Here is a 13,095-nt window from a genome sequence, read left to right on the forward strand (position 1 = left end):
CGCCATCTTCCGACGGCTTGCCGATGAAATGCCCCGGCCGGCCGCACGCTGCGCGCAAGCCTGCTGTTCCGTCATCCGTTCCTGTCCGGATCATCCATCCGTGTGCGTCGCGTCGGCCGTGAGCGCCGACAATCACGTCACCTTCATCCCCCGGGAGCGGATCGTGTTCGTGATATTCGGAGCATCCGGCAACGTCGGCTTGTCGACCGTGACGGCACTGCGTCACGCAGGCCAACCCGTGCGCGCGGTATTGCGCGACACACGCCAGCGCGAGCGCTTCGCGCAACTCGGCTGCGACGTCGCGATCGCCGACCTCGCCGACGCACGTGCGGTCGCGGCGGCGATCGACGGCGCGCAGGCCGTGCAAATGCTGTGTCCGGTGCCTGACGCCGACAGCGACCCGGCCGCGACGATGACCCACACGATCGACGTCGTGACGGGCGCCCTCGCGGCGAACCCGCCTCGGGCGCTACTTGCGCTGTCGGACTATGGCGCGGAGCGTGACGGCAACACGGGCATCACGCGGCTCTTTCGTCGTCTGGAAGAAGAGCTGAAGACTGTTCCGACGCGGCTCACGCTGCTCCGCTCGGCCGAGCACTTGCAAAACTGGGCGCGTGTGCTGCCGGTTGCGCTCGCAACCGGCGTGCTGCCGAGCTTTCATCACCCGGTCGACAAGGTATTCCCGGCGGTCTGGGCGCCCGATGTCGGGATCGCGGCAGCGCGGTTACTGGCGGATCGGGCCGAATCCGGAAGCGGGCTGCGTATCGTCAGCGTGGAGGGGCCGCAGCGCGTGAGCGTGCAGGACATCGCGGACATGCTCGGCGCGGCGGCGGGTCGACGGATCGTCGCGCAAGCGCTTCCGCGCGACGCCTGGACCGCGACGCTGTTGCGCGCCGGGCTCAGCGAACGTCATGCGCAACTGATCGTCGATCTGTACGACGCGCACAACGCCGGGCAGATCGATGTGGAGGCTGGCGTGTCGGAGCAGGTTCATGGTGCGACCGGGCCGGCGGAGGCGCTCGCTGCGCTGGTGCGCGCGCGTGCGGCGCACGCGTAATGCGAGCCCGATGCGCGCGGCGTCGATCATGCGTCGATATCGATAGACGAGGTCGGCACGCGCCGGATCTGCCGACGCGTGCATGGCCCGATCGCGTTCTGACGGCACTTATGCGGCTCGGTGCCCGTGTGAGGGCAGACGTTGCACCCGCTCAGTTCGCCCGCCGCGCCCTTACCCTGCTCAACACCGCATACGAAACCGATCCGATCGCGATCCCCCAGAATGCCGAACCGAGCCCGAGCCACGTCATCCCCGACGCGGTCGCGAGAAACGTGATCACCGACGCTTCGCGATGGTCCTCGTCCTCGAAGATCCCGTGCACGTTCGCGCCGATCGCGCCAATTAGCGCAAGTCCGGCGAGGATCGCGACGAACGCTTTCGGCAGCGCGAAGAACAGTGTGACGATCGTCCCCGCAAAGAAGCCGCCGATCAGATAAATCGCGCCGCTCGCGATGCCTGCGACGTAGCGGCGATCCGGATCCTCGTGCGAATCCTTGCCGGTGCACAGCGCGGCCGTGATCGCCGCGACCACGATCGTGATTCCGCCGAAGCACGCGACGACGAGCGACATTACGCCGGTTGCCGCGATGATCGGCCGCGCGCTCGTGTGATAGCCGGACACGCGCAGGATCGTCATCCCCGGGAGGAACTGGCCGGTAAGACTCACGACGACGAGCGGCAGCGCGAGGCTGAGTGTGGTGCCGAGCGTCCACGCTGGCGCGATGAAGATCGGCCGCGCGAAGCTCGGCGTCACGTTGCCGACGTGCGTCATCCCGAGCAGCGTCGCGAGCGCGGCGCCCGTCAGCAGCACGAGCACGATGCTGTAGCGCGGCAGGAGGCGCCTGAAGAGCACGTACGCGGCGATCATCCCGAAGCCGAGCACCGGCTGCGCGGTCGTGGCCAGGAACGCATGCATGCCGAACGGCAGCAGGATGCCGGCCATCATCCCGCATGCGAGGCCGCGCGGAATGTGCCGGACAAGCCGATCAAAATAGCCGGTGACGCCGATCGCGAGGATGATCAGCGCAGCGGTGATGTACGCGCCGACGGCCTGGTTGAGCGTCAATTGCGGAAAGAGGCCGACGAGCAGCGCGGTGCCGGGCGCCGACCACGCGGTCACGACCGGCACTTTCAGTTTCCAGCTCGCGAACAGCCCCGACACGCCGGCGCCGATCGAAATCGCCCAGACCCATGACGTGACCATTTCGTTGGACGCATGCGCGGCCTGTGACGCCTGGAAGAAAATCGCGAGCGGGCCCGCATACGAAATCAGCACCGCCAGAAAGCCGGCGGTGATCGCGGAGACGGACCAGTCGTTGCCCATCGAGCGAATTGCGCCGGGCGAGGGATTCGGTTGCATCGTCGTATGGGGAAGGGCGGCGCGGCCGCGGGACCCGGCGCGAACCGTTGTCGCAAGCTCCGGACGAGCGGTCATTCTGGACATTGCCGGCGCAATTGGCAATTCGCCGATCTTGCTTCGCTGTCAGGTTTTCGTAAGGAGCGCGCGCGAAATCTGCGTCGCGGCCATGCGAACGCCGCCAACGGAACGGGCGGCTTCACGGCGAAGCAAAACGGAGCGATCGGTTCAAGTACTGATCTGCAGGCAACCGTCGACTGCGGCGACCTTCACGCCTTTCCCGGTCGACAGCGACGCGGTGCCGTGGTCGAACGGATGCACCGGTGCGTCGGTCGGTGTCCACGCATGGCGGGTCAGCAGTTCGCGATAGCCGCCGCGAATCACGAAGCCGCCGCATTTTTCCGCATACACGTCGCGCCGCATCCGGTACGCGCGCGGCAGGTCGTACCACGGCAGCTTCGGCAGGTCGTGATGAACGAGGTGATAGTTGTTGTTCAGGTACAGCAGCCGCATCGCGAGGCCGGCCTCGTTGATCACGATGCGTGCCTTCGGATGTCGCGCGGCGCGATGCTCGAACAGCGAACGGATCATCGCGATCGACAGCGCCGGCCATGTGACCGCGAGCAGGTAGTACCACCACGGTACGCCGATTTCCCGCTGCAGCCACGCGAGCAGCGCGACCGCGCATACGGCGTGCGTCACCCACATCGGCAAATAGCGGAAGTCGCCGCGCCGGAACGTGCGCAATGCGTCGGCGAACATCGCAGCGATGCTCGTCGGCGGCCCGAATACGAATCGTCCGATGAAGGTTGTGCGCGCAACGACGAGCGCACGGCGCCAGGTCGGCAATCGCCCCCACTGTGCACGCGATACGTAGTTCGATTCAGGATCGACGCCGGGAACGGTGAGATCCTCGTCACGGTGATGATCGAGATGTGTGTCGCGATAGAGGGTGTACGGATACCAGATCGTCAACGGCGGAAAACCGAGCAACCGGTTCACGAACGCGGAGCGCGTGGGATGGCCGTGCAGCAGTTCGTGTTGCAACGACATGTGCCACGCGCCCAGCACGATCAGCAGCGGTGTTGCGGCTCCGAGCGACAAGTGCGCGCGACGCACGAGCAGCAGCACGGCGAGCCAGCCGCCGTAGATCGCGATAACCAGCAGCCAGGTCGGCCACTCGGTGCGGGCGGTGAGGCGGGCGCCGAGCGTAGCGATCGCGCGCGCGTGGTCGACGTCGAAGTATTCGGCCATGATGCTCAGGCGGGACAAATCGGGCGGTACGGGTGATACGGACAGCGGACGATCGCGCCCTGGTGCAGGACGCGATGCGATTGGCCGACGGGTATCGCGACTCGCGCAAGACGATCGCGATACTGGAACGCTAACCGTGCCGGTCGGTCGCGCCAACCAAGCAATTTGCATTTGCTTATCGCTGCGCGGTCGATAAGCATGGGAAGCCGCGACTGGAAGCCGGATTCGGCGCGAAATGCCCGAACCGTCCTCGTCGAATCCGGGATCGATGCGTAGAATGCGCGCATGAGCCAATGGATCGCCGCCCTGCCGATGTACAACGTGACGCCGCGCCACGCCGCGCCGTGGCGCGCGCTTCTGCATGACGCGCTCGCTGCGTTCGAGCGCACCGGTGGCCCCGGCGGCGTGGCGCTGCTCGACGAGCCGTTCGGGGATCTGCACGCACTGTGGCGGCGCAACGATCTGCTGTTATCGCAGACGTGCGGTTATCCGTACCGGATGCTCGGCTTGCGCGATGCCGTGCACCTGATTGCAACGCCGGCCTTCGATGCGCCCGGCTGCGACGGTGCGTGCTACAGCAGCGTGCTGGTCGTGTCGGCGCACGTGCATGCGGAAGGCGCGACGACGCTGGCAGCCTGTCGAGGATTGCGCGCTGCATTCAACGGCGCGGATTCGCACAGCGGGATGAACGCGTTGCGGCACGCGGTTGCGCCGCATGCGTCCGGCGGCCGTTTCTTCGGTTCGGTACAGTCGTTCGGCTCGCACGCGAACGTGTTGCGCGCGCTGGCCGACGGCGATGCCGACTGCGCGGCGATCGACTGCGTGACGTTCGCGTATGTGCGCGACGCGCTGCCGGAATGGTTGAACGGGATCCGCGTCATCGGCGCGACGGCTTCGGCGCCGGGGTTGCCGCTCATTGCGTCGAAGACGCTAGAGGAAAGTCGGGTGGAGGCGTTGCAGGATGCACTCGACCATGCAGTCGCGGTCGATGCGGAACGGGCGGTGGAGCTGCGGCTGAAGGGCTTCGCACGATTGCTGCCGAGTGCATACGACGCGATCGAGCGGCTCGCGCGCGACGCCGCCGCGCACGGATATCCCGAGCTGGCGTAAAGGCGGCGCGGCCGCCGTGACGGCCGCACCGCTTGCGATCACTCGTCGTCCATCAACCGGACCTTGACCCGCTTGCCCTTGATCTTCCCCGCATTGAGCTTGCGCAGCGCATCGCGCGCGACGCCGCGCTCGATCGCGACATAGGTCGAGAACTCGGTCACGTTGATCTTGCCGATCTGCTTGCCGTCGAACCCGGCGTCGCCGGTCAGCGCGCCGAGCACGTCGCCCGGGCGGATTTTGTCCTTGCGGCCGCCGAGAATCTGCAGCGTTTCCATCGGCGGCAGCAGCGTGTCGGTGCCGGTCGGCTTCAGTTCCGCGAGCGAATGCCATTCGACCTCGCGCTTCTGCGCCTGCTCGATCGCGCCGACCCGGCCCATCTCGTCCATGCTGGCGAGGCTCAGCGCCCAGCCTTCCTGATCCGCGCGGCCAGTGCGGCCGATGCGGTGCACGTGCACTTCGGGGTCGGGCGTCACGTCCACGTTGATCACCGCTTCAAGCTGCGCGATGTCGAGCCCGCGCGCGGCGACGTCGGTTGCGACCAGCACCGAGCAGCTGCGGTTCGCGAACTGGATCAGCACCTGGTCCCGTTCGCGCTGTTCGAGTTCGCCGTGCAGCGCGAGCGCATGGAACCCCTGCGCGTGCAGCACGTCGAGCAGGTCGCGGCATTGCTGCTTGGTGTTGCAGAATGCGATCGTGCTGATCGGCCGGTAGTGATTCAGCAGCTGGCCGACCGCGTGCAGCCGCTCGGTTTCCGTCACTTCGTAGAAGCGCTGGCGGATCTTGCTGTTGTCGTGGCGCTCCTCGAGCTTCACTTCCTTCGGATTGCGCAGGAATTGCTGACTCAGCTTCGCGATGCCGTCCGGATAGGTCGCCGAGAACAGCAGCGTCTGGCGCGTGGTCGGGCACAGCCGCGCGACCTTCGCGATGTCGTCGAAGAAGCCCATGTCGAGCATCCGGTCGGCTTCGTCGAGCACGAGCGTGTTGAGCGCATCGAGCTTCAGGTTGCCGCGGTCGAGGTGATCCATGATGCGGCCCGGCGTGCCGACGACGATGTGCGCGCCGTGTTCGAGGCTCTGCGCCTGCGGGCGCATCGGCGTGCCGCCGCACAGCGTCAGCACCTTCACGTTTTCTTCTGCGCGCGCGAGGCGGCGCACTTCCTGTGCGACCTGGTCGGCGAGTTCGCGCGTCGGGCACAGGATCATCGCCTGCACGTCGAAGCGGCGCGCGTCGAGGCGCGCGAGCAGCGCGAGCGAGAACGCGGCGGTCTTGCCGCTGCCCGTCTTCGCCTGCGCGATCAGGTCATGGCCGGCGAGCGCGATCGGCAGGCTCGCGGCCTGAATCGGCGTCATGTCGACATAGCCGAGCTGCGCGAGGTTCGCGAGCGCGGCGGGCGTCAGCGGCAGCGCGCTGAACGGCGTGGCGGTCGGTTGCGTCAAGACAGGTCTCCGAGGTAGGGGCGGCCTTCCATCTGCTCGTAGACGACATTGCCTTCGTCGTCCTCGAAGCGCTCGAGATAGTTGCGGGCGCCGCAGAGCGGGCAGCGGAACAGCAGCCCCTGGCCCTCGTCCTTGATGACGACGTCGGACGTCTCCCACTGCGTGCCGCAGCTCTGGTTTCGGCAGGTAAACACGGTCATTCTCCAGCTGAATTCGGTTGGTGGCGCGCCCGGCGGGCGCGGCAGCGAGGCGCGGCGCTCGCGCGGCTCGGGCGCGGGCCGCACCGGCGGTCGCGTGGACCGCGGCGATGCGGATGGTGGATCGGGTGGCGACGGCGTCGCGCGTGCCCGCAATTCTAGCGGATGCGGGGGGCGCCAGTGGGCGGCACGGTGCGCGGACCGGCTGCGCACGAACGTCCGTGTGCAGCCGGTGGGAGCGCCGCGACCGGCTGCGTGCGGCGCCGCACGCATTCGCCATGAAAAACGGCCGCCCCGAAGGGCGGCCGTCCGATGCGGCGAAACGCAGCCGGATCCGTTACAGCGCCATGTCGGCCGATGCCTTCGCGGGTCGCGCCGGCGCCCCGCCCGTCGCCTGCGACGGCGCCGTCAGGTCGATCTTCGGCGGCGGCGACAACTGCAGCACGTCGCTCGTGTAGGTCCATTCCTCGACGACCTTCGCCGGGCTGTCGTTCAGCTTCGTGCCGTAGCTCGGCACGATCTGGCGGATCTTCTGCTGCCATTCGGGCGTCGCGACCTTGTCCTTGAACACCTTCTGCATCAGGTTCAGCATGATCGGCGCCGCCGTCGACGCACCCGGCGATGCGCCGAGCAGCCCCGCGATGCTTCCGTCCTGCGAGCTGACGATCTCGGTGCCGAGCTTCAGCACGCCGCCCTTCTTCGGGTCGCGCTTGATGATCTGCACGCGCTGGCCGGCCTGCCACAGGCGCCAGTCTTCCTTCTTCGCATCCGGGAAGTATTCCTTCAGCGCGTTGAAGCGGTCGTCGTCGGACAGCATCAACTGGCCGGCCAGATACTGGACGAGCGGGAATTCGTCAACGCCCACGCGCATCATCGGCGCGACGTTGTGCAGGTTCGTACTCTTCGCGAGGTCGAAGTACGAGCCGTTCTTCAGGAACTTGGTCGAGAACGTCGCGAACGGCCCGAACAGGATGATCTTCTTGCCGTCGATAATCCGCGTGTCGAGGTGCGGCACCGACATCGGCGGCGAGCCGACCGACGCCTTGCCGTACGCCTTCGCGAGGTGCCGCTTCACGACCTCGGGGTTGTCGGTGACGAGAAACGAGCCGCCGACCGGGAACGCGCCGTAGTCCTTCGCCTCGGGGATGCCCGACGCCTGCAGCAGGTGCAGCGCACCGCCGCCTGCGCCGATGAACACGAACTTCGCGTCGACGGCCTGCGGCGGTTCGTCGGAATGCAGCTTGACCCACGACACATGCCACGTGCCATCCGCGTTGCGCGCGATCTCGCGCACTTCGCTCGACAGCGACAGCGTGAAGTTCGGCTGCGTCTTCAGGTAACCGACGAACTGGCGCGTGATCTCGCCGAAGTTCACGTCGGTGCCGATGGGCGTCCACGTGGCGGCGACCTTCTGCGAACGGTCGCGGCCTTCCATCATCAGCGGCACCCACTGCCTGATCTGGTCGTGATCTTCCGAATACTGCATTCCGCGGAACAGCGGGCTCGCCTGCAGCGCGTCGTAGCGCTTCTTCAGGAAGCGGACGTTGTCGTCGCCCCACACGAAGCTCATGTGCGGCGTCGAGTTGATGAACGAGCGCGGGTTCTTCAGCACGCCCTGGCGGACCTGCCATGCCCAGAATTGGCGCGAGATCTGGAACGACTCGTTGATCTCGATCGCCTTGGAGATGTCGATCTTGCCATCCGCTTTCTCCGGCGTGTAGTTCAGTTCCGCGAGCGCCGAGTGGCCGGTGCCGGCGTTGTTCCAGCCGTTCGAGCTTTCCAGCGCGACGCCGTCAAGGCGCTCGACCATCGTCATCGACCAGTCGGGCTGAAGCTCGTGCAGCCACACGCCGAGCGTCGAGCTCATGATGCCGCCGCCCACCAGCAGGACGTCGACCTTCTTCGTATCGGCGGCGTGCGCGGACGACGCGGCGACGCACAGCGCAATCGCCGACAGTATTACCCGTAACGTTTTGATCACAGCAGATCCCTTTTTCAACTTGGATGCATCGGTTTGCCATCTCGTCCGGACGTGCCGAATCGCGGCCGGTTTCGGTATCCGGAGATCCGGACCGCGAATCCGGAATTCCGGATCGGTCGCGTGCACCGTCGCATTTGCGCACGGGAAGCCATTGCGAAGGACACCTTCGGATCGGCTCCGTGCGGTCATGCGGATGCGTGCACCGCGGTCGCGGGCAACGCGTTCCGGCCCGTGCGGCAAGCTTCGCCGGGCGGCATTTCAGCCGAAGTCGACATGGGCCGCGCGCGATGCGTCTGGCGGGAGCGGGACGGCAAGGGGCGCGTAATATAACCGAACTCGAAAGCCGTGTCGCACGCGCGAAATATCCTTGTTTTCGTGGGGTTTTTGCGCGTCCGGAAACCCGGAACGACGGAGCGCGGAACGGGAAAAACGGCGAGGAAAGCGCTGCGGTGCGAAAGCACACGCTCGGCGTTCGCCAGCCCGTGGCAGCTAAGACAACGGATGTACCAAAGGAGCGAGCGGAGCGCCGATTCGCCGCTTGGCGGATGCCGCGAGCGTCGTATGAAACGAATAAGCGAAAAGCAAAGATATCGGCGGACCGCGTTTCCGACGGCCCTCATCAGCGCGGTGCGATCGGCGAAAGGTGCTTTACGCCGCACGGAGCAATCTCGGTGTTCACGTACAGACCGGCGACAATGCGCTGCGTGATTATCGTCGCGATATAACGGCGCAGGCCCGAGTACAGCAACGCGATGCCGCGCGGCCGTGCGCGGTGCCGTTACGATGCCGTCGTGCGGCGCGGATTGCCGAGCCGTATCTGTGGTTCGGCTTCGTGCACGATATGCAGTTCGCGCGTGCGGATGGGTAGCGCGCAATTCGCATCGTCGAGCGTCTTGCGCACCTGGCGCGCGAGGCGCCAGCGCATCGCCCAGAACTTGTCGGTGTGCGTCCACACGCGCATGTTGGCGATTGCGGTGCTGTCGTCGAAGCGCATCACCATCACGTCCGGGGCGGGATCCTTCAGCACGTCGGGATCGGCTTCGGCCAGCGCACGCAGTGCGTCCAGTGCGCGGTCGATGTCGTCGTGCACCGACACTTCCACTTCGAGATCGAGACGGCGCGTCGTGTTGCGCGTGTAGTTGCGGATCGGGCTGCCCCACAGCGCGCTGTTCGGCACGTATTCGCAGATGCCGTCCGGCTTCGTCAGCCGCGTCATGAAGAGGCCGACCTCTTCGACGGTGCCCGCGACGCCCGTACTGCCGTCGATGTAGTCGCCGACCTTGAACGGCCGCAGCAGCAACAGCATGATGCCGGCCGCGATGTTCTGCATCGTGCCCTGGAGCGCGAGCCCGATGGCGAGGCCGGCCGCGCCGAGCACCGCGACGATGCTGGCAGTTTCGATGCCAAGCTGCGACAGCGCACCGACGATCGCGATGATGCGGATGCCCCACACGGCGACGTCGCAGAGGATCGGCCGCAGCGTATCGTCGACGCGCTCCTTGTTCGAGAGCAGCCGGTTGAGCCAGTTGCCGATACGTTTCGACAGCCACCAGCCGGCGACGAGGAGCGCCACCGCGGCGGACAGCTTGACGGAGAGGGTGGACAACGCGTTCCACAGGAACGTCCAGCGTTCCGGATGAAGAGTGTCGGAGAACATGACGGGATTTCGGTTTTGGAGATACGGAGCTCGGCACGTGTCGCATACCGGCAACCCTCGACTGTACACGGCACGGCGGCTATTGCGCCAATGCATCGCGTTCGGGCTGAGTTGATTTGGTAGGGGTATTAGATCGCTTTGAAATCAAATCAGACACGTCCTATTCATCCGTTGCGGCCACGCCGATACACTCGCTTTCGTGTAGCCGGACCGCGACGATCGATCGTCAGCGATATCCGGTTTTTTTGATTTTCATTGAATAGCGAGTGACGACGTCATGCGGTCAGACCTGCGTTTCCGTGTCGCACGCGAGCAAGGTCACCCCGCATCACGCGGCGTTCGCCGTTTCCCGATACACGCTGCGTTACTGTGCGGGATTGTCACGGCCGTCTGCGTGGCCGGTGCGCAGGCGGCAGCACTGGCGTTTCACGATGCCGCGCATGTGGCGCCCGCAACGACGGAAGCCCCCGACCTTGGCGACGTGCCTTTCTTCAATTCCGCGCGCACGACGTGGGGCGGGCTGCATGCATCGTCCGCCGTGCCGCTCGACATCGCCTATATGTCGCATGCGTTGAACGTGCCCGCACGCGGCGAGCACGATGCTCCGGCGATGCGTTTCGGTGCTTGCATTGCATATCGCGTGCTGTGCGATACCGCGCGCGATGCGGTCGAACGCGGCTATGCGTCGCGGTTCGACTACGGGCTGGCGTCTGCATTGCCCGCGACGGGTTCAAAGCAGGTGTTCTCGCAAGCTGCGACCGATCTGGCATCCGCGGAGCCGTTCACGTTGCCGCAGCCGGATCGCGGCGCGTACGCCGGAGCGATCGTCGGCAGTCTGCGCGCTTCGCTGGCGCGCGCCGATCTGCCGGCCGGCGTCGCCGCACAGATCGTACGTGTGCTGGCCGGCCGGATGGATCCGAAGCAGCGCGGCACGGACGGCGACACTTTCCGCGTGGCATTCGAGGCAAACCGCGATGCAAAGCGGGCGGGCCGCGTGCGCGTGACGGCGCTCGACATCCGCTTTCGCGGCCAGCGGGTCACGGCCGTGTGGTTCGCCGCTCATCCCGGATCGCCGGGCGCCTATTACGACCTTGACGGCATGCCGCTCGCCGGTTCGCGCTTCGCGATGCCGGTCGCCGCGACGCGTATCAGTTCCCGGTTCGGCGCACGCGTGCATCCGGTGAGCGGTGTGCGTCACATGCATTCGGGCGTCGATCTCGCGGCGCCGGCCGGGCGCGCGGTTCGTGCGTCGGAGCGCGGTGTCGTGACGTTCATCGGCACCGAGCCGCGCGGCTACGGCAAGTACGTGGTGATTCGCCATGACGGCGGTTACACGTCGTACTACGCGCACTTGTCGGCATTCGAGCCGACACTGCGAACCGGCGCGCGCGTCGTGCGTGGTCAACGCGTCGGCGCGGTCGGCAGCACGGGCAGCGCCACCGGCCCGCACCTGCACTTCGAGGTTCGCCGGCATGCGCGCCTGGTCGATCCGATCAAACTCGTGCAAGCAGCCCAAGCCACGAAGCTGAAGGGCGCGCAGCGTGTGGCGTTCAACCGCGTGGCCCGTGATGCGCGCACGCAACTGGCGTCGGCGGTCCGGTCGCAGCCCGTTGCAATGGCGAAGCGCTCTGCATCGGATTCGGGCTGAGCGGGCCTCCGGACGATGCCGGATCGAATCGACTACAAGCATTTCGCTTCAGCTCAACTCCCGCTGGGTCAAATGTGGTGCGTGAATACCGTCATGCATGGCTCGGCGCTGAATGATCACAAGTGCGTATCCAACGAAGCACGGACATCTCGTCATTGATAGGACATGTTGAAGAAAATCCGGCCGATTGCCGTGCCGGGTTGGACATCGTTCGACGTCTTCACGTATTTGGCCGCCAGCGGCACGGTGATCGACGGCGTCGCGGAATCGGTGATCATGAACTGGTTATCCGCGCCTGCCGCTGACGTGTCGGGGCCGTAACGGACGGCCTTCGATCGGAAAAACACTTGGTAACCGAGGCCGGAGGCGGTCGATTCGGGCGCGAGCGAAAGTATGTCCGAGCGGTTCGCGGGGTTGCTTGCATCGGCGAACGTCGCATGCACGGCCAGTCCGGCCGGGCAGTTGTCGAGCACGATATTGAATCCCGTGGCGCCACCCGAGGACCCTGGCCCATCGAGCAAGTACGTGACGCCTCTGGGCATCGTCACGTTCACGTCGGGAGTGGCAACCCTGCAGGCCTGCGCTTCGATCTTGATTGGCGGATCGACACGCAGTTTGTATGTCGCTATCGGCTTACCAGGATCCGCCTCCATCTGAACCGATATATGCGGGAGATTCGTGGCGGTGCCTGTTCCAAGCGAACCGATCACGACAAGTTCGGCCGCCGCGCTGAATTTATTCGTGAATGGCCATCCTGCGTTGATTGTCCGGGAGAAAGGTGCGGCAACTGCGGTGGCCCATAGGTTTGGCTCGAATGGTCTCGGCGACGGCGTGGGTACGAAGCCATAGAATCGGATGCCTAGTCCCCTGATCCCTGTCTCATACACATTGGTATAGCCCGGAGCGAGCGTCCCGCCTACAACACGCGCAGTTGTCTTAATGTACCCATAGTCGCAAAGGAAACTCTGCGTCGGCAGATTCTTCTTTTGCGACGTTCCCACAAACTTGTCGCGTGGGAGCTTCCATTCAGTGAATGAAACGGTTTCTCCGAGCACGCTGAACGTACACACGGACCACGCGGTTTCGGAAGCCATCGAGAGGGCCACGCCGACAAACACCGTTCTGACAACGCAGCTAAATTGACCGTGCAGTTGTGTATCCATATCGCGTCTCTTTCCGAGTTGGGTCGTTCCGTATTCGAAGTGTCATCGGCCCGTTCCGCATGCCCGATTGTTCGCTCGGAGCTTACGGCGGGGCGGGCCCGGTTGCGAGCCGAGCACTTGATCGGCGGAAGGCGCGCTGACAGGCGAGCCGTGCCGCATCGAACGCTATGCCATGCGTGCCGCGGGTAATCAATTCCGTGTTTTTGCAGATATGTACTACTAATGTAAGCGGATC

10 protein-coding genes are annotated in these 13,095 nt (G+C 65.6%); 3 read left to right on the plus strand and 7 right to left on the minus strand.

Features of this window, described 5'->3' with window-relative positions; genetic code table 11:
- The first annotated feature begins 163 nt into the window (after nucleotides 1-163).
- Complete coding sequence (locus WK25_RS19980) at nucleotides 164-1,057, plus strand: NAD(P)H-binding protein (protein ID WP_069243475.1); 894 nt, start codon at nucleotides 164-166, stop codon at nucleotides 1,055-1,057.
- Nucleotides 1,058-1,208: 151 nt separating this feature from the next.
- On the opposite strand, the gene WK25_RS19985 is transcribed toward WK25_RS19980, so the two are convergent.
- Both WK25_RS19985 and WK25_RS19990 read right to left on the minus strand, forming a co-directional pair.
- A complete protein-coding gene (locus WK25_RS19985; protein WP_069242534.1) occupies nucleotides 1,209-2,417 on the minus strand; it encodes a benzoate/H(+) symporter BenE family transporter in 1,209 nt (402 codons plus the stop codon).
- Between the two features lie 225 nt (nucleotides 2,418-2,642).
- Nucleotides 2,643-3,668 (minus strand): fatty acid desaturase, encoded by a 1,026-nt coding sequence (locus WK25_RS19990; protein ID WP_069242535.1) that lies wholly within the window; start codon nucleotides 3,666-3,668, stop codon nucleotides 2,643-2,645.
- Nucleotides 3,669-3,953: 285 nt separating this feature from the next.
- Here WK25_RS19990 and WK25_RS19995 point away from each other — a divergent pair, with 285 nt between their 5' ends.
- Nucleotides 3,954-4,778: a phosphate/phosphite/phosphonate ABC transporter substrate-binding protein gene (locus WK25_RS19995; protein WP_069242536.1), complete on the plus strand. Its 825-nt coding sequence runs from the start codon at nucleotides 3,954-3,956 to the stop codon at nucleotides 4,776-4,778.
- 38 nt (nucleotides 4,779-4,816) lie between these two features.
- On the opposite strand, the gene dbpA is transcribed toward WK25_RS19995, so the two are convergent.
- The 4 genes from dbpA to WK25_RS20020 form a co-directional block, all read right to left on the minus strand.
- Entirely contained in the window at nucleotides 4,817-6,214 is a 1,398-nt protein-coding gene (dbpA, locus tag WK25_RS20000) for an ATP-dependent RNA helicase DbpA (protein ID WP_069242537.1), read from the minus strand.
- Nucleotides 6,211-6,408, minus strand: coding sequence for a hypothetical protein (locus WK25_RS20005; protein WP_040140903.1), 198 nt, complete (start codon nucleotides 6,406-6,408; stop codon nucleotides 6,211-6,213). Before WK25_RS20005 ends, dbpA begins: the two co-directional genes overlap by 4 nt.
- A 340-nt stretch (nucleotides 6,409-6,748) precedes the next feature.
- Nucleotides 6,749-8,392 (minus strand): malate dehydrogenase (quinone), encoded by a 1,644-nt coding sequence (gene mqo / locus WK25_RS20010; protein ID WP_040139046.1) that lies wholly within the window; start codon nucleotides 8,390-8,392, stop codon nucleotides 6,749-6,751.
- Nucleotides 8,393-9,170: 778 nt separating this feature from the next.
- Nucleotides 9,171-10,049: a mechanosensitive ion channel family protein gene (locus tag WK25_RS20020; RefSeq protein WP_069242539.1), complete on the minus strand. Its 879-nt coding sequence runs from the start codon at nucleotides 10,047-10,049 to the stop codon at nucleotides 9,171-9,173.
- Between the two features lie 277 nt (nucleotides 10,050-10,326).
- On the opposite strand from WK25_RS20020, the gene WK25_RS20025 reads away from it, so the two are divergent.
- Nucleotides 10,327-11,697 (plus strand): M23 family metallopeptidase, encoded by a 1,371-nt coding sequence (locus tag WK25_RS20025; protein ID WP_069242540.1) that lies wholly within the window; start codon nucleotides 10,327-10,329, stop codon nucleotides 11,695-11,697.
- Between the two features lie 152 nt (nucleotides 11,698-11,849).
- Here the strand turns inward: WK25_RS20025 and WK25_RS31365 are convergent, their stop codons facing one another.
- A complete protein-coding gene (locus WK25_RS31365) occupies nucleotides 11,850-12,860 on the minus strand; it encodes a fimbrial protein (RefSeq protein WP_156789067.1) in 1,011 nt (336 codons plus the stop codon).
- Nucleotides 12,861-13,095 lie beyond the last annotated feature (235 nt).

The organism is Burkholderia latens, assembly GCF_001718795.1.
Lineage (GTDB): Bacteria > Pseudomonadota > Gammaproteobacteria > Burkholderiales > Burkholderiaceae > Burkholderia > Burkholderia latens_A.

Bases quoted from the DNA above. Each gene is read 5' to 3' on its own strand.
- WK25_RS31365 (WP_156789067.1), bottom strand. From the start codon at position 12,860: ATGGATACACAACTGCACGGTCAATTTAGCTGCGTTGTCAGAACGGTG.
- WK25_RS19990 (WP_069242535.1), bottom strand. From the start codon at position 3,668: ATGGCCGAATACTTCGACGTCGACCACGCGCGCGCGATCGCTACGCTC.
- WK25_RS19985 (WP_069242534.1), bottom strand. From the start codon at position 2,417: ATGCAACCGAATCCCTCGCCCGGCGCAATTCGCTCGATGGGCAACGAC.
- WK25_RS19995 (WP_069242536.1), top strand. From the start codon at position 3,954: ATGAGCCAATGGATCGCCGCCCTGCCGATGTACAACGTGACGCCGCGC.
- WK25_RS20025 (WP_069242540.1), top strand. From the start codon at position 10,327: ATGCGGTCAGACCTGCGTTTCCGTGTCGCACGCGAGCAAGGTCACCCC.
- WK25_RS20020 (WP_069242539.1), bottom strand. From the start codon at position 10,049: ATGTTCTCCGACACTCTTCATCCGGAACGCTGGACGTTCCTGTGGAAC.